9 protein-coding genes are annotated in these 16,033 nt (G+C 66.9%); 5 read left to right on the top strand and 4 right to left on the bottom strand.

Annotated elements, in window-relative coordinates; all coding sequences use genetic code 11:
- The first annotated feature begins 67 nt into the window (after nt 1-67).
- The 3 genes from acs (at nt 68) to OHQ90_RS16450 (ending at nt 7,239) form a co-directional block, all read left to right on the top strand.
- A complete protein-coding gene (acs, locus tag OHQ90_RS16460; RefSeq protein ID WP_328411466.1) occupies nt 68-2,035 on the top strand; it encodes an acetate--CoA ligase in 1,968 nt (655 codons plus the stop codon).
- Nucleotides 2,036-2,210: 175 nt separating this feature from the next.
- Nucleotides 2,211-7,010, top strand: coding sequence for an FHA domain-containing protein (locus OHQ90_RS16455; protein ID WP_328411464.1), 4,800 nt, complete (start codon nt 2,211-2,213; stop codon nt 7,008-7,010).
- A complete protein-coding gene (locus OHQ90_RS16450; protein ID WP_328411462.1) occupies nt 7,000-7,239 on the top strand; it encodes a hypothetical protein in 240 nt (79 codons plus the stop codon). Before OHQ90_RS16455 ends, OHQ90_RS16450 begins: the two co-directional genes overlap by 11 nt.
- 12 nt (nt 7,240-7,251) lie before the next feature.
- Here the strand turns inward: OHQ90_RS16450 and OHQ90_RS16445 are convergent, their stop codons facing one another.
- Both OHQ90_RS16445 and OHQ90_RS16440 read right to left on the bottom strand, forming a co-directional pair.
- Nucleotides 7,252-8,991 (bottom strand): hypothetical protein, encoded by a 1,740-nt coding sequence (locus OHQ90_RS16445; RefSeq protein ID WP_328411460.1) that lies wholly within the window; start codon nt 8,989-8,991, stop codon nt 7,252-7,254.
- 291 nt (nt 8,992-9,282) lie between these two features.
- Complete coding sequence (locus OHQ90_RS16440; RefSeq protein ID WP_328411458.1) at nt 9,283-9,768, bottom strand: DUF6194 family protein; 486 nt, start codon at nt 9,766-9,768, stop codon at nt 9,283-9,285.
- Between the two features lie 446 nt (nt 9,769-10,214).
- Between OHQ90_RS16440 and OHQ90_RS16435 the strand changes: the two genes are divergently transcribed.
- Nucleotides 10,215-10,499: an antibiotic biosynthesis monooxygenase gene (locus OHQ90_RS16435; protein ID WP_328411456.1), complete on the top strand. Its 285-nt coding sequence runs from the start codon at nt 10,215-10,217 to the stop codon at nt 10,497-10,499.
- A 64-nt stretch (nt 10,500-10,563) separates the two neighbouring features.
- Here OHQ90_RS16435 and OHQ90_RS16430 read toward each other — a convergent pair whose 3' ends face one another.
- Together OHQ90_RS16430 and OHQ90_RS16425 are read right to left on the bottom strand one after the other, a co-directional pair.
- Nucleotides 10,564-11,226, bottom strand: coding sequence for an NADPH-dependent FMN reductase (locus tag OHQ90_RS16430; protein WP_328411454.1), 663 nt, complete (start codon nt 11,224-11,226; stop codon nt 10,564-10,566).
- Nucleotides 11,223-12,134 (bottom strand): alpha/beta fold hydrolase, encoded by a 912-nt coding sequence (locus tag OHQ90_RS16425; protein ID WP_328411452.1) that lies wholly within the window; start codon nt 12,132-12,134, stop codon nt 11,223-11,225. Before OHQ90_RS16425 ends, OHQ90_RS16430 begins: the two co-directional genes overlap by 4 nt.
- A gap of 122 nt (nt 12,135-12,256) precedes the next feature.
- Here OHQ90_RS16425 and OHQ90_RS16420 point away from each other — a divergent pair, with 122 nt between their 5' ends.
- The gene (locus OHQ90_RS16420; protein ID WP_328411450.1) at nt 12,257-15,514 is read left to right on the top strand and encodes a BTAD domain-containing putative transcriptional regulator; all 3,258 of its coding nucleotides are present in this window, start codon (nt 12,257-12,259) and stop codon (nt 15,512-15,514) included.
- Nucleotides 15,515-16,033 lie beyond the last annotated feature (519 nt).

Raw genomic sequence — 16,033 nt, 5'->3', positions numbered from 1 at the left:
GACCTGCCGCCCCGACATTTCGACGGGATGAGACCACATCCCTTGTAGTTCCGATAGGAGTTCCACGTTGACCAGCGCAACCACCGACCTTGACACGACCGGCCTCGACAGCGCGTCCGGTGCCGTACCGGCCACCTACCCGCCGGAGGCCGCGTTCACCGCGACCGCCAATGCCGGTGCGGCCGTGTACGACCGGGCCGCGGCCGATCGGCTCGGGTTCTGGGCCGAGCAGGCTCGGCGGTTGCACTGGGATCAGCCCTGGACACAGGTCCTCGATTGGCGCGACGCACCCGTCGCGAAGTGGTTCGTCGACGGCAAACTCAACGTCGCCTACAACTGCGTCGACCGGCACGTACTGGACGGCCACGGCGATCAGGTCGCCATCCACTGGGAAGGCGAGCCGGGCGACTCCAGAGACCTCACCTACAGTGAACTGCTCAGCGAAGTGTCCAGGGCGGCAAACTATCTCACCGAGCTCGGCATGCGGGCCGGCGACCGGATCGCCATCTACATGCCGATGGTTCCCGAGGCCATCGTCTCGATGCTGGCCTGCGCCCGCCTCGGGCTCACCCACTCGGTCGTCTTCGCCGGCTTCTCCCCCACCGCGTTGCGGCAGCGGGTGGACGATGCCGAGGCGCGGCTGGTGATCACCACCGACGGGCAGTGGCGGCGCGGTGCGGCCGCGCCGCTCAAGGCCGCGGTGGACGAGGCGCTCGGCGGCGCGCCCTCGAGCGTCGAGCACGTGCTCGTGGTGCGCCGCACCAACATCGAGGTGCCGTGGACCGAGGGCCGTGACCTGTGGTGGCACGACACGGTCACCGATGCTTCCCCGGACCACCAGGCGCAAGCGTTCGACGCCGAGCATCCGCTGTTCATCCTCTACACCTCCGGCACCACCGGAAAACCCAAAGGCATCCTGCACACCTCCGGCGGCTACCTGACCCAGGCGGCCTACACCCACCACAACGTCTTCGACCACAAGCCCGGACACGACGTCTACTGGTGCACCGCCGACATCGGCTGGGTCACCGGACACAGCTACATCGTCTACGGCCCGCTCGCCAACCGGACCACCCAGGTCGTCTACGAGGGCACACCCAACTCTCCCGACGAGCACCGGCACTTCGACATCATCGAAAAGTATGGTGTCACCATCTATTACACCGCTCCCACCCTGGTGCGAACCTTCATGAAGTGGGGCCGCGAGATCCCCGACGCCCACAACCTGTCCTCGCTGCGACTACTCGGCTCGGTCGGCGAGCCCATCAACCCGGAAGCCTGGCGCTGGTACCGGGATGTCATCGGCGGCAACCGAACTCCGATCGTGGACACCTGGTGGCAGACCGAGACCGGCGCCATCATGATCTCCCCGCTGCCCGGCGTCACCGCGACCAAGCCCGGCGCCGCGATGGCTCCACTGCCCGGCATCTCCGCCAAGATCGTCGACGACGAGGGCACCGAGCTCGAGAACGGCCGTTCCGGTTTGCTCGTCCTCGACCAGCCGTGGCCGTCGATGCTGCGCGGCATCTGGGGCGACATGGACCGGTTCCGGGAGACCTACTGGGACCGATTCGCCGACGCCGGTTGGTATTTCGCCGGTGACGGCGCCAAGCTCGATGCCGACGGCGACCTGTGGGTGCTCGGCCGCGTCGACGACGTGATGAACATCTCCGGCCACCGTATCTCCACCGCCGAAGTCGAATCCGCCCTCGTCGGGCACTCCGGAGTCGCCGAGGCCGCGGTGGTCGGTGCCAGCGACGATACCACCGGTCAGGCCATTGTCGCGTTCGTCATCCTCACCGCGGGCGCGACCAACACCGGCGCGGCCCTGGTCACCGAACTGAAAGCCGAAGTGTCCAGGGAAATCAGCCCCATCGCCCGCCCACGCGAAATCCATATCGTCCCCGAACTCCCGAAAACCCGCAGCGGCAAGATCATGCGCCGTCTACTCCGCGACGTCGCCGAGGGCCGAGAACTCGGCGATACTTCGACCCTCGTCGACCCGAAGGTCTTCGAGACCATCGCCCGCGGATAGACGACGCGGAATGCGGCGGACCCGGCCACCACGGCGATGAGGGGGACCGGGTCCACCGCTCCGCGATTACAAAAGCTTATATTGTAGCACTGTTCCCAAAAGAGGGAATTCTGGCGTGGCCGAGTTCTGCCTACATTGACCCTGAGAATTTTGTGGGGCACAAAGGCGGGCTGCGATGGATGCGAGCAGTCTGCTGGCCGAGGTTCCCTTCGCTGTGCGAGACCTCGTCCTCGGGCATTGGCCCGTGACCAGCGTGGAGGGCACGCGATGCCACGGTGATGCGTATCTGCAGACCGGTGTGGTGCTGAACGACTCGGCCGATCAGTACGAGGCCGAAGCCTGTCGAGTCGAGCAAGCGATCGATGGCGCCACCCAAGCGGGATTGGCCGAGCGGCACCGCACGGTCGCCGCGACTATGCGCAATCAGGCTGCGGTCTGCAAGGACATGGGGCAACAGTGTCACGACCTCGCTGATTCCACCCTGGAAACGCAGCATCTGCTGGTCATTTCGGGGATCGTCCTCGGCGCGCAGCTCGCCTACGACGCGCTGCTGTTCTTCCAGGGTGGCGGGATGAAAGCAGTAGTCGACCGGCTGGCCGCCGAGCAGGCGATGCGCGCGGCGGCGGCGAGGCTCACCGTGACAGTGGCCGAAAACGCGGCGGCCGGCACCGCGCGGCGCGCCGCGCTGCACGGAGCCATCCATGCCGCCAAAATCGGGGCTCTGACCAGTGCGGTGACCAGCGTCGGCGCCCAGTTATGGGACATGCACGACGGCATCCGCGACGGGTTCGACACGGGCTCGTTCTTGGAACTGCTCGCCGGTGGTGTGCTGGGCAGTATCGCGGGCGCGGAGGTCGGCCGACGGATCGCTCCGCGCATGTTGGAGTGGGTGGGGGGCCGAGCAACCACCAACGTGGGCCGCCTCTCAGCGCATGTGGGCGGCACCATGATGATCGGTGCCGCGGGCGGCGTGACAGGTGGCGTCGTCGGCGCCGTGCCCTCGCTGATCATCTACCACAAAGACATTCACAGTATCGGCGACGTGTTCAGAATGGTTCGCCAAAGTGCCATCACCGGCTTCGGCGGTGGCTTCGTCGGCGCGGCCGTCAGCTCGCTGCGCGTCCATCAGGCAGGCCGTAGCGCGTTCCGTGGAGAAGGCGAACCATCCCCGTTCGCGGCGCGCCATCGGGAGTTCGCCGCCCACATCAACGAACTATTGCGCTCCGGCGAACCGCCGCGGGCCGAAACGATAGCGCGGACCAGCACTGCGGGGGACTCGGCGAAAGTGGTGGAACGGCTCACTTTCCACGACGGCACCGAGGTGATCCGCAAGGTGGTGTCGAATCGGCAGCACGCACACGCCGAATTCCTGACATCGATGGTCGGCGAGGCGGTGGGGGCGCGCGTGCCTCTGGTGCATGTCGTCGGCGACCACGTCTACATGGAGGTTGCCCCCGGCAAGCCTGCGCAGGAAGCGTATCCACGCGATTGGAACGCCGAGACGAGGTTCCACGGCACCCCTTCCGGAACGCGGCTCGGCGTCCTCGACGCACTGGTGGGCATGCCGGACCGCGGCTCAGAGAACTGGATGGTCGACCACCCCGGGGAAATGCCGGGCCGCTCCGAGCACTGGAATGTCGATCGCACCGGGGACGTGTGGGGAATCGACAACAGCCGCGCCTTCGAGGACACCGGAGTGATCGGTCCCTTCGCAAAGCAATTCCAAGAACACGGGCCCGACGGTGAGATCCATTGGAAGGAGCACGCTCTCGCGCGATCGGATGTACACGAGATTCGACAGCGGGTCGAAGAGCTGCGCCCGGCGTTCTTCGCGGCCGGCCGACGGGACTGGCATGAGGTCATGCTGCAGCGGCTGGACATCTTGGAGCAGCATGCCGTCGGTGTCACCGGCCCGCCCGCGCACACCCCTCCGCCCGTGTCGCCACCGCATGTCGCAGGTGAATCACGGACTCCCGCACCGGAATCCAACAATCGACGGGCGGAAGGTGGAGACCGAGGGGTGTCGGCGACGCCGCGTAACGATCTGCCTCCGCCGCTCGACCAGAACCTGCGGGGTGACCGACCCCGAACGCCGTCGCGCCGCGTAGGGGCCGACGGCACCGCGGGCATTCCTCGTACTCGCGAGGTCGAGCCGCCGGTGCGCGAAGAAGTCGACGTTCCGGCGACGCCCGAGCAGCGACCGCCCAGCAGACGGCTGCGCCTGGTCGACGAGCCACCCGACAATGCTCCGCTCCCACGTGATGAGGACGGTCTGCATCAATCCGATGAACCGACCTATGACGGTCCGCCGACTCGACCGCTGCCGCGCGTGGAGCCGGACCACGGACCGGCGTACGACGACCGGATGGCGGCGGCTCCACCGCCGGCCGGACAGACCATGTTCTACCGCCATCCCGACGGCGGCTATGCAGACGTGGTTTTGACGGGCCCGGACGGTGCCGCAGTCCCGCTGCGACTGTTTCCGGGCCAGGAGCATGTGCTCGGACGCGGCGACGGCGCGCTGTTTCAGGATGCGGCGACCAACCCCGTCTCGCGCCGTCACGCGACTATCAAAGTGGACGAAAATGGCCACGTTCTGATCCACGACAACGAGTCGAAGAACGGCACCTTTGTCGACGGCAAGCAGGTGGTCGGCGATACCTGGGTGCGCGTCCACGACGGCCAGAAGATCGTGCTCGGTCGTACGCTCGATATCGGTATCAATTTCCAGCGTCAGATGGCCGAAGTGCGGCTGTTCGGCGATAACGGGCCTGCACTGCGACTGTATCGCGGGCAGACCATCGATATCGGTCGCGGCATGCTGCACCCGGACACGCCCGGTCGGATGACCGTCTCTACGAATCACGCACGTATCGGCATGGACGAGAACGGCCGGGTCTGGATCGAGGACCGCGGTTCCAGAAACCACACGCGAGTCAACAACGTCGAACTCGCAGCGGGCGAACCGCGAACTATCGAGCCTGGGGACAAAGTACACCTAGGCGGATATCGCGGTGAGGCGCAGTTCCTTCCGCCGGATGCGGCGACCAATGCCAGTCCGGTCCACCTGCGGCTCGGCAGCGGCCCGGACGCGGTGCCGGTGCGACTCGAACCCGGCCAGTCGGTCCCGATCGGCACCGATGAAAACTCGCCCTTCGCAACACAACTGCGCGATGTCCCGGGTGTCGGGCATCGCCACGCCACCCTCGGCCTCGACCACGACGGCCGACTGTGGATCCGCGATCATCCGGGTTCGGAGGGTGTGTGGGTCAACGGAGACAAGATCACACCGGACCAGCGAGTCACCCTGACCGAAGGCGACGATGTCCGGATCGGTCCCGATTTCGTCGCCGCAGCCCGTCTCGGAGGCGATGAGCATCCGGAACTCCCGCCGGCCGCACTGCACTTCACCGAGGGCCGGAAAAAGCTTCCGATCGACCTGGAACCCGGGCAGGAAGTCCGGGTCAACATCGACGAGCTGAAAGGCAACACGGTGATGATGTCGCTCGACGGCAAGGTGCTGTCCGGGCGAGAAATCATCTTCGGGCGCGATGCCGATGGTCGGACATGGGTGCACGACCCGAACCCGAAAAGCCGGACCGAGGTAAAGGTCAACGAAGAGCAGGTCCCACCAGGCGAGAAGCGCTACCTGAACGCCGACGACAACGTAACGTACGAAGGTATCTCCACCCGGCTCCAGATGGGTGAGGAAGCGCCGCTGGTACTGCGATTGTCCGACTACGAGAACGGCCCAGTGCTGGCGCTTCGGCGCGGCGATGAGGTGTTGATCGGCAGTCGCCCCGACCTGCCGATGTCCAATCAATTCTCCGCAGACACTTCGGTGTCCCCGGAACACGCCACCATTTTCCGTGACGAGTACGGCCAGTTGTGGCTGCGCGATGAGCATTCCACGGCTGGAACGTGGGTCGACAACGTCAGGGTCGACCCGGACGCAAGACCTGTGCAGCTCCGTCCCGGCGACCAGATTCGCTTCGGGGAATGGGCCGGCGCAGCGCAATTCGCGGATGGCTACCACGAGAACGCCCAGCGGCTTTTGCCGGTGAAGCTCAACAGCTCACACGGGGATATCTCCCTCGATATCGTGCGCGGCGGCGAACCGGTGTTGCTCGGTCGGGACAACTCCAGCCTTCCCACCGGGCTACCCAAGATCGCACAGGTATCCCGTCAGCACGCCAGTATCGGCGTCCATCCGTCCGGCCGGGTCTGGATCCGTGACGAAGGATCGTTGAACCACACATACGTCAACAAGAAGGAAATCCCGCCGGGCACGAAAGTGACGCTGAATCCAGGCGATCAGGTGCGGTTGGCGAACGCCATCGAGTTCACGGTCGCCTTCCCTCCGGCCGACGGCGGCCCGTTCATCAACATGATGGACCAGACAACCGCAACAGTGGAGGTTCAGCGGGAACTCGGCCGGGTGCGTCCGCACATTTACCGGCGGGTCAGCGAATACCTGAATGCCGTGCCCGGTGGCGGAATCGTCATCGGCAACAGACCGCTACTCGAGCTGCCCGGCACGGAGAGCCTGCATGGCAATACCCCGTACGGCCGCCCCGAGGGAACAAGTTGGAACACAGTTCAAGGCGTGTACATGGGCGGTCCGAGGCGGATCGTCATCAACTCCGGCGGTGGCAGCGGCAGTCACAATGTGGCCTGGCACGAGTTCGGACATGCCACGGACGCTGCGTACGGTACCGGTGGACGATGGCTCAGCGGTGAACGAAAATGGATGGACCTACACCAGGAGATACTCAGGACCATCGGACATGATGGTAAGTGGAACGACTACTACAACGAACCCTCGGAGGCATTCGCCGAAGCGTTCACCGCTTGGACGAACGGAAACCCCAAGCAGATGCGCAAATTCACTCTCAAAAACGAAGAACTCGCCAACAAATTGAAGGATTACTTTGACAGCGTACTCGGATGGCACGAGCCCGCCCATGCTCGCTGAGGACGGCGTGACGATCCTGCGCCAACTGCGTGGCCGGACCGCGGACGGTGTGTACTACCGTGGCTTCGAAGAGTTCCACCCCGGCGATCTGGGCTACGACGACATGCTGCCGGTCGCTCGGGAAAACCCGGTCGAACCGGACTATCCGCCAGAAAACCCGATCGATCCCGAAACTATGGCCATGATCCTGCACGACGCCGGTTTGGACCGGCCGAGCGAGGACAGGTAGCCCCCTCCGCGATCATGTCGAGGCGCGGACAACATCACGCCCCGCGCCCGACGAGGACGCTCCGGCAGTCTCGACCAATAGGCGATGCAACACCCGCGCTGGTGGTGCGGCCTGCTCGCCGTTCAACACCATCTCGGTGAACCCCTCGGCCAACGCCGCGGCGGAGTCGAATCGCCCGCTGCGGAAGCTGCGGCCGCTCAGCTGCGCCCGCCACCCTCGGAAGCCTGCCACCGTCCGGTGCAGCGAACCCCGGTCCTCCGCGTCCAACCGAGGTAGGTACGCGGTGATCAGGGCACGCCGGGCCGCGGTGCGGGCGCGGAAGCCGCCAGCCACATCCATCGCCCCACCGAGTTCACACACGATCGACGAATACACCGGTCGCCGTGCGTATCCCGGCACCAGCAGACCCGCACTCTCGGCTGCCGCGATGGTCTGCTCGAGATAGTCCGGGTCGGTTGCGGCACGTGCCGACAGCACAATGCGCGCGGTGAACAACACTCGTTCGGCCGGGCTCGCATCCGTTTCCTCCACTCCCTCGGATGCGTCCTCGGTATCGGAGATATCCCCCGAAGTGGCGGGTTTCGTCACCGAATCCCAGTCCAGCCGGGTCAGTTCGCCGTCCGGAAGCTCGTCGATGCCAATGGCACGGAGGTCGATGTCCAGGTACCGCGGCAGGATGTCGTCCACCGCGGCGACAATGTCGGTCAGCACCTCTTCGGGCACGCCGAGGGTGTCGAAGCCGAACGCCCGCACGCCATGTCGCTCGACCAGTTCCCGTGCGAGCCTGGCCGCGGCCGACTCGGCAACAGCGTCCACCGTCGGCTTCGCGGGTTTGCGGTCCGGCTTATCGGCCTTCCGCGGCGTCCGTGCCCCAGGCCGGCTCGGCATGCGTGGCGGAGAATCGGAGGCGCCCGAGCCGGAGGCGGCGACGCGCGGTGGTCGATCCGCAGCGGACTTGGACCACGGTGTAGCCGTGGCGGCAGCTGTGTCCTTCGCCGCTGCGGACGCACCCGGCTGCCCTGAGGCACCTGCCGACGGCGTGGCGGTCGGAGCGCTCGCTTGCGCTGGTGGGGTGCGTTGGGCGTCTGCTCGATGAGCTGGGTTCAGGCTCATTCCCGGCATGCCTTCGCCGCCGCCGGTGCCGGGGCGATTCGTGTCGGATCGGTTCCGATCTTGTTGTCCAGGTCGACGTTCGGTCGCTGGTGCGCCCTCCGGAGTGCCTGTGCCGGCCGGAGCGGATGTCGGCACTGTGGCAGGTGACGGGGGCGGCGATGCTGCGGCGGCCAGCGTACGGGCTGTGGCGGCGGCGGCGGGCAGCGTACGGGCTGTGGCGGCGGCGGGCTGCGTAGCGATCGGAGTGATCGTGACGTTCGGATCGGTCTGGTTCGGAACAGCGCCATCGCCGCCGGGGAACGGTGTCGAGCCGTTCCCGGTCCCGAGACCGACGTTGCGAATTTGCCGCCCAGCAGCCAAGTCTTGGTACTCGAAGTTATCAGCGAGTTGGCGCAGGTCGCCGCCGGCCTGCTGTAGCACCCGAACCAGACTGTCCAGGTCGGACATGGCCTGCTGCTGTTCCGGGACAAAGGACTTGCCGAATGCCTTGCCGGTGTCGTCATTACCCCATGGCGCGGCGTCATCGCCCACGACGGCACGCAACGCTTCGACCGCCGCTTTCACCTCCACACCGATCCGATCGAAACCCGGAGCCAGGGCCCGCAGCCGATCCAAATCGGCCGAAAACTGCTCACCCATGCCATTCTCCCTGCGCCCGGGCGTTCAGTTTCCGCCCTAGGAGTTGCTCGCCGACAGATTACCCGCATCGAGCAGCCGCGCTCCAACGCAACGATGTCCCCTTGGGGCGCTACCTGCGCAACCGTCGCGGCACAGATCTGGTCTTTCGGGTCGGTAGCGAAACATCGGGTGGCCGGGCCGGCCGCGTACAGTCGGTACTTCCAGCCGCTGTCATGCAGGGACACCCTCGCCCACCAACAGGATTCATAGGCGCGGGTGTGGTCACCGCGACGGGTTATCGCGGCTGATACGTCAGTCGGCCTGCTGTTGTGCGACAGAACGCCGGCGTGCGAGCCAGTTGGCATGTTTGCGAGCGGTGAACCGGTAGGCCTCGGCCAACAGTGGTTCGATGACGTCGAAGGTCTCGTCGCTCGGGTTCACGACACAGACCCAATGCTGAGCACCGTAGGTAGGGTGCGGCATCAGCTGATCCCTGGCCGCATAGTCGTAATCGGTAGCCGGCGTGCCGTTCTCGTCGCGCCGAGTGGGCACCTGCCCGAACATCGCGGTAAAGGTGTCCTTGGTCAGGGAGATGTTCAACCGGTACGCGTCCTCATGGTGCAGCGCGGAGACGGTGTCGTAGTTGTCGCCGGTCACGATGGTCGCGAAGGGGATTTGGCGCTTGGCAGGCAGATCGCCGTTCGGGTCGTAGATGAAGAAACTGTCACCCAGATACCCACTGACCACCACGCCCTCGAACTTCTCACCGATGTAGCGCTTCACTTCGTCGGCATCCATACCGAAACCTTTCTCTGTCGAGATCACCTACCTTAAATTTTCTCATTGAACTTCCCAGTGAGACTTTTCTGAACATGAACTCTAAACAGGCGATATTTGTCGACAAAACTCTCAAACCGGCGAGACAACCGGAGTCGAGGCATGCGCGATCGGCGCACGTCGGCGGCACGATGCGGCGGTGGCGTGCCGAGGGCGGGAGCGGGGCTCGGTCGCGAGAGTTCGAGCAGGAGACCTGCGGCGCGGGAGGCAATTTCGAAAGGTTCTGCTCGATCCGACACGGCGCAATGCGTGTGTGACGGCGGCCATGCCGCCGGTATCGCGGACGGTGTCGACACCGCCGCGGCGCGAGCTACGATTTTCGTATACGGCACCGCATATTTGAGAATTGGTGTTACACAATCGAATTGCGAGAGCATCGATGCTTTCGCCGAGGAAAGGCGCGTCGGATGACAGTCGGTTTTGTTGCCTTCCGCTACCCGGTACCCGCACACTTCGACGAGTTCGTCGCCCGGGTGCACAAGGTCCGCGCGGTCCTGCGCTCGTCGCCGGGCTGCCTGTCCGCCGAGTGCTGGGTGACGAGCGAAGGAGACGCCGTCGTCTCGACGGCCGCATGGGATTCCGACGACACGTATTCGGCGGCATTCGCCGCCGTTTTCAGCGCGGGCGTGGATGCCACGTTCGACGAACGTGAATGCCGCCCGCGTCAGATCTTCGAACTCGAATCCCGCTAGCCTCGGACGGCGCCCGTGGAGGCTGCCACTCGTCGAGCTCAGGCGGCCGGGGATCGGGATGTTCTCACTGCACGAACGGCGCACTGGCGCGAGCGTCGCGCAATGCGCGGGCCCACCAGAGGAGTTGGTCCACCGCGCCATTGACGGATTCGTCGAGCTCGGCATCGCGGCGCGGCCAGCTGCCGTCGGCGGCGAAGCGCTGCCACACCTTGGCGATGGGGACGGTGCGGCGAATGGGAACGGCATTCAGTTCGCCGAACACCTGCCGCAGTTGGGCGGCGGCCTGGCTGCCGTCGGAGTCGCGGCCATAGCTGACGACGGTCACCGGCTTGGCGGCCCATTCGCTGTCGAACCAGTCGATGGCGTTCTTCACAGCCGCCGGGAAGCTTCGGTTGTATTCGGGCGTGACCACGACGAAGGCGTCGGCGGCAGCCAAACGCCGGCCCAATTCGCGCACCGTCGGGGGAACCTGTTCGTCGTGATCGGTGAGCCGATCGGGCAGTCCGACGGTGGCGAGGTCGACGGTGTCCAGCTCGACATCACGACGGCGGCGCAATCGGCCCGCGAACCAATCCGCCACCGTCGGCCCGAATCGGCCGGTGCGGGTGCTGCCGAGGATCAGCGTGACCCGCACCGGGCGCGCGGTGGGCGCCGCCGGGGCCGGGCCGCCGCCCGGTTCGTCAGTGCCCGCCGCCGCATTCACGGTTCGATCGCCGAGCTCGCTCACCGCACATCCTGTGCGGGTGCTTCGAGGAAGGCAGGGATGATCGGCAGCAACAGTTCTGGACGGTGCACCAGGGTGACGTGGCTGGTGCCGGGCAGGATGGCCAGCTGCGCGTTCGGCAGGCCTGCGGGCGTGTCGCCCATGATGCCGCCGCCGAAGAGCCGGAACATCTCGACCGCGTGCTCGGGCCTGACGATGTCGGAGTCGCCGATCACCGTCAGCGTCGGCGCTGTGATCTGACGCACCGCCGCTGCCGCAAAAGCGGGCAACGCGTTCTGGTCGTGATCCTTGACCCGCGCGACCAACCGCGGGAAGTCCTCAGGACGCGGCGCGTTCTTCATGTAGTCGTTGTAGAAGGGCGAACCGTGCAGCATCTCGGGCTGCAGCTCGGCAAGGCCGTCCAGCAGCCCGGGGTGCATCGCATTGGCGTCGAGGCCGCCCGCCGCGAGCACCTGTTTGCGCACCAGCTCGGGGTACTTCAGCGAAATCTCCAGTGCGACACCGGCGCCCATGCTGTAGCCGAAGATGTCCGCGCGTTGCACGCCGAGCTGGTGCAGCAGCGCGACCGTGTCCTCGGCCATCTGCGGAGTGCGCAGCGGGCGGTCGATGTCGGCGGTGCGGCCGTGTGCCTGCTGTTCGACGGCAATCACCTGGCGGGTCTTGGACAGTTCCGGAATCAGTTGACCGAAGTCGGTGCCGATGCCCGACAACGCGCCGTGCAACAACACCAACGGCGGCTGCGCGGTCGGAGTCCCGTGCACCTCGTAATACATGTGCAGGCCGTTCACATCGGCGTAGGCGCCGGGAGCCGCGGCCGGAGCGGGCGTCGGCGCGTCGTCGGCGCCCGAGCAGCCCGACAGCAGGGCGGTGGCGGCGAGGGCAGCGGCGACGAATGCGGTGCGGAGTTTCATGTCGGTTCCTTCGGTGGTCGGTGTTGTTCGTTGGCACCAACTCTGGGATGTGCACCTTCCGGTTTGTTTACGGTCGGATTCCGGTGCCGAGCGCCCGTGCGTCCACCGCTTAAGCTGCGAGTATGCGTTTCGGAGTGCTCGGTCCGTTGACGGTCTGGACGGCGGCGGGCACGGTCGTCCCCATTCCGGGCGCCAAGGTGCGGGCGCTGCTAGCAGACCTGCTGGTCAACGGCGGACAGCCGGTCTCGGCGGATCGGCTCGTCGACGACATCTGGGCCGATGATCCGCCCGGAAACCCCGCGGGCACGCTGGCGGCCAAGGCGTCGCAGCTACGGAGGGCGCTCGAGGATGCCGAGCCCGGTGGCCGCGAGCTGGTGGTGTCGCCACCACCCGGCTATCGCCTCGGCGGCACCGACGTCGACGCGCTGCATTTCCGTTCACTGGTGGCCACTGCCCGTGCGACCACGGACACGGCCACGCGCGTCCAGGCGCTCACCGAAGCGCTCGGTCTGTGGCGCGGCCCCGCATACGCCGACTTCCGGGACGCAACCTTCGCCGAACCCGCCATCGCCCAGCTGGAGGAACAGCGGCTGGTCGCTGTCGAGGAACTCGCGGAGGCGCGACTGTCACTCGGCGAATATCGCGAGGTGGCGGGCGATCTCGCGGCCTTCGTGCGCGAACACCCACTGCGCGAACGGTTGCGCGCGGGATATTTGCGTGCACTCTACGGTGCGGGCCGCCAGGCCGAGGCGCTCGACAGCTATGAGGACCTGCGTCGACAGTTGGCCGACGAACTGGGCCTCGACCCGAGTCCGGAACTTGTTGCTCTGCACCGCTCGATTCTGGGGCAGGAGCTCCAGCTCGCCGCGCCGCGACCGGAAACAGTACTGCGGCGGCGCAATTCCAATATCCCGGCCCAGCGCACCGAGCTGATCGGCCGCGACGGGGATCTGATTCGGCTGCGCGACACCGTTTCCGCCACCAGGCTGGTGACGCTGACCGGCCCCGGCGGCGTCGGCAAGACCCGGCTCGCGCTCGCCGCGGCTGCCGGACTGACCGAACGGTTTCCTCAGGGCGCCTGGCTGGTCGAGCTGGCGCCGCTGCAACCGACCGCGACCGACGGGTCGACCTGGCTGGCCGAGGCGGTGTCGCAGGTGCTCGGCATCCGAGCCGGCGACGGCGCCGATCCGGCGGAGCTGCTCTGCGAGGCACTCGCCGATCAAGAACTGCTGCTGGTCCTCGACAATTGCGAACACGTCGTCGATTACGCGGCCGACCTCGCCGAACTGCTGCTCGGCGCCGCCCCGAAGCTGCACATCCTCGCCACCAGTCGCGAGCAGCTGCGACTGCCCGGTGAGGACATCGTCGTGGTGGAGCCCTTGACCGTGCCGACCCGCGACGCCGATCTCATCGAGCTCGAACAGTCCAGCGCGGTAAAGCTTTTCCTGACCCGGGCCCGTGCGAGCGCCCGCGATTTCGTCCTCGACACCGACACCGCCGCACCGGTCGCCACCCTGTGCCGCAGACTCGACGGCATCCCCCTGGCCCTGGAGTTGGCTGCGACCCGGGTGCGGGCGCTCGGTGTGCACGAGATGGTTGCCCGGCTCGACGATCGTTTCCGGCTGCTCGCCACCGGACATCGCGGCGCCCCGCCACGCCAGCAGACCCTCACCGCAATGATCGACTGGAGCTGGGGTCTGCTCGACAACGACGAGCGGGCAGTGCTGCGCCGACTGGCTGTGCATGCGGGCGGCTGCACCCTCGACGCCGCCGAAACGGTGTGTGCGGAAGGGATCGACGGGGACACCACCACTACCCGGCTCGAGCTGTCTACGGTCGCGGATGTTGTTGCGAGACTGGTGGATCGGTCGCTGGTACACGCAACGGGCAGGCGGTTTCGGCTACTCGAGTCGGTGGCGGCGTTCAGCATGGATCGACTGGCGGAGGCGGGCGAAGCGGCCGCGGCGGCCCGGGCCCACCACCGGTATTACCTGCTGCTGGCCGAACGGGCTTCGCCGGAGCTGTATGGCGCGGACCAGCAGCGATGGTTGCATCGACTCGACAGCGAGGATGCGAATCTGCGGGCCGCACTGGACGGATTCGTGCGGGCGAATGATGCGGACCATGCGCTGCGGCTGGTGAATGCGCTGGCCTGGTATTGGCTGCTGCGCGGGCGGTTGAACGAGGCGCGGCGATGGTTCGATGCCGCACTCGCACTGGGTGGTGCGCCCGAGCATCGCGCACCGGCTCTCGCGTGGAATACCGGGCTCGCGTTCCAGCAAGGCGAATTCACCGACGGTGCCGCGCAGCGCGCCGCGGTGTTCGCGGTTTATGACACCGTCGACGATCCGGCGGGGCGGGCTCGCGCCGAGCTGTTCCTCGCCTTCTCCGCGCTGGAGTCCGGCGACCTGCCGGAGCTGGAAGCACTGGTGCGCCGTGCGCTTCCGGTGTGCGAACAGCTCGGTGACCGCTGGGGTATCGCGGCCGCGCACGTGGCGCTGGCGAAATCCGCGCACAGCCGGGTGGATCTGACCGCGTTGGAGCACAATGCCCACTCAGCGGCGCGGATCTTCGCCGAGATCGACGACCGCTGGGGCAGACTACAGGCCGCCGAATGGCTCGGCGGCCTCGCGGAACTGACGGGCGACCTGACCGTCGCCACCGACATCCACACCGAGGCGCTCGGCCTTGCCCAGGAGCTGGAACTGTGGGGCCAGGTGTGCACCCACTTGTGCTGGCTGGGCTGGATCACCATGCAGCACACCGACTTCGACCGCGCCACCGCGCTCGGTGCGCAGGCGCAGCGAATCGCGGCCGAACACGGCTACGGTCCCGGCCGCCTCTTCGCCTCGGTCGTGCTCGCCTTCGCCGCCCGGCGTGACGGCAAACCCGATGTCGCGGAACACATCCTGCGCGAACTGCTGGCACTGACCCCGCCCGACGCCGAAGAGACGCCGCTGTTCCTCCCCATGCTCCAAGTCGAACTCGGTTATCTCCTCGAACAGCGGGGCGAGCCCGCGGCCGCACTCGACCTCCACCTCGCCGCCTTCGACGGCGCCCAACGCATCGCCGCCCCACGCGACACCGCTTTCGCCCTGGCCGGATTGGCCACCGACACCGCCGGCCTCGGCGAATACGACGCCGCCGCACACCTTTTGGGTGCCGCCGAAGCCGTCCGCCTGGCCAACGGCATCGCCCTGCTCCCCGCCGAACGCCCGGACATCGACGGCCCGACCAGCACCGTCCGGGCAGCCCTCGGTGATCCCGCATTCACCGCAGCCCACGCGGCGGGCGCGAAACTGACACCGGGTGCAGCGCGGGCGCTTGCCGCCGCCTCGGCACCGACACCGCGACCCACCGTCGCCGCCGACCATGGCTGACCACCCAACCGAGTGAACTGCGATAGCCATCCGCCGACCGCGCGTCCGTGAGCACCGATTCCGAGGACGAATGCGGCCGAGGCACCACCGGCCGCACCGACCGACAACACGACCCCGCACCGCCGAACTGACCCCGCAGCCGGGTGAACTGCAACGATCACCCGCCGGAAACACAACCGCGAGCGCTCGTTTGCGAGCACGAGTGCGGCCGCCGAGGCACTGGCCCCAGGCCAGACAGCACGACGCACCGCCGGTCCGATCTCAGCTGACCGTCCGACCTGACAGCCCCGGACATGCACCGGTCGGCCACACCGCATCGCGCGCTCTCGTGAGCCGCGGCTCGCCCGTAACTGCCACGACAGCTGCCCACTTTTCGGCCGCGGACCATGACCGTTTCCATTGCTCGGTCCGCCGTCGCGCCGGCACATTCGAGGCGTACCGCACGCACGGCGTACCGGCTGCTTCCAGCCTCCTGACCAGCAAACACGCAGGTATGGCACGCCGATCGACGGGTGCCGT

This window comes from Nocardia sp. NBC_00403 (assembly GCF_036046055.1).
Classification (GTDB): domain Bacteria; phylum Actinomycetota; class Actinomycetes; order Mycobacteriales; family Mycobacteriaceae; genus Nocardia.
Note: the sequence above shows the minus strand (reverse complement) of the source record. Positions and strands in the feature narration are given on the sequence as shown.

Coding starts and splice junctions, on each gene's coding strand:
- OHQ90_RS16455 (WP_328411464.1), top strand. CDS start 2,211: ATGGATGCGAGCAGTCTGCTGGCCGAGGTTCCCTTCGCTGTGCGAGAC.
- OHQ90_RS16425 (WP_328411452.1), bottom strand. CDS start 12,134: ATGAAACTCCGCACCGCATTCGTCGCCGCTGCCCTCGCCGCCACCGCC.
- OHQ90_RS16435 (WP_328411456.1), top strand. CDS start 10,215: ATGACAGTCGGTTTTGTTGCCTTCCGCTACCCGGTACCCGCACACTTC.
- OHQ90_RS16445 (WP_328411460.1), bottom strand. CDS start 8,991: ATGGGTGAGCAGTTTTCGGCCGATTTGGATCGGCTGCGGGCCCTGGCT.
- OHQ90_RS16450 (WP_328411462.1), top strand. CDS start 7,000: ATGCTCGCTGAGGACGGCGTGACGATCCTGCGCCAACTGCGTGGCCGG.
- OHQ90_RS16420 (WP_328411450.1), top strand. CDS start 12,257: ATGCGTTTCGGAGTGCTCGGTCCGTTGACGGTCTGGACGGCGGCGGGC.
- OHQ90_RS16440 (WP_328411458.1), bottom strand. CDS start 9,768: ATGGATGCCGACGAAGTGAAGCGCTACATCGGTGAGAAGTTCGAGGGC.